The organism is Psychrobacter sp. AOP5-GZ1-6 (assembly GCF_052376345.1).
Lineage (GTDB): Bacteria > Pseudomonadota > Gammaproteobacteria > Pseudomonadales > Moraxellaceae > Psychrobacter.
Window position 1 is genome coordinate 1 of record NZ_JBQSVP010000302.1, and the last position, 866, is coordinate 866.

The 866-nt window shown below is 46.7% G+C and carries 2 protein-coding genes; both read left to right on the forward strand.

The genetic code is table 11. The features are described 5' to 3' along the window. The coding region (locus tag ACT3RN_RS15905) for a transposase (RefSeq protein WP_444518847.1) at window positions 1-316 on the forward strand (316 nt) is incomplete at its 5' end. Then, the coding region (locus ACT3RN_RS15910; RefSeq protein ID WP_444518848.1) for a DDE-type integrase/transposase/recombinase at window positions 316-866 on the forward strand (551 nt) is incomplete at its 3' end. The genes ACT3RN_RS15905 and ACT3RN_RS15910, both read left to right, overlap by 1 nt.

An 866-nucleotide genomic window follows, 5' to 3' on the forward strand; every position in this document is an offset into this window, starting at 1 on the left:
TAGTATGACCAACAAACGCAACCAATATACCCGAGAATTTAAATTAGAAGCGATTAGCTTAGTCACTGATCACAACCGCACCATACCTGATGTGGCAAGCTCACTGGGTATTGGCAAATCTACCCTGCAGAAATGGCTGAGTCAGTACCGTCAAGAAATGAGTGGCCAAGTGCCTAAAGTCGGCAACGCTTTAACGGATGAACAGCGCGAGCTTCAAGAATTGCGTAAGCAGGTTAAGCGGCTGACTATGGAGCGCGACATATTAAAAAAGGCTTCTGCTCTGCTGGCCTTGGACAGCCTGAACGGCTATCGCTGATAAGCAAGCTTGCAGAGCAAGACAAACGGGCCAGTAAAAGCCTTTTATGCAAGTTGTTTGGGGTATTGAGGAGCAGTTACTACTATGGACTAAAGCCCAAGCCCATCAGCCTTGAAGCCGTCAAAACTAAAGCATTAGTCCGCCAAATATTTAACGACTCAAAGCGCTCAGCAGGCGCTCGCAGCATTGCCGCTATACTAATGAATGAACACGGCATCAAGCTGACCCGTTATATGGTAGGTAAACTTATGAGCAGCATGGGGCTTAAAAGCTGTCAGTTAAAGACGCATAAATACAAGCACTGTGATGAAGAACACAAAGCTCATGACAACATACTGAACCGTAACTTTAGCCCCACATCGCCCAATCATGTCTGGACAGGTGATGTCACTTATGTTCGCATTAAAGGCGGCTGGTGCTACCTAGCTATCGTTTTAGATTTATATGCTCGTCGTATTGTTGGCTTTGCTGTATCAGATTCGCCTGACAGTATGCTGACAACCAAAGCGCTGCAGATGGCGTATCAGTCGCGCTTAAAGCCAAGTGGGGT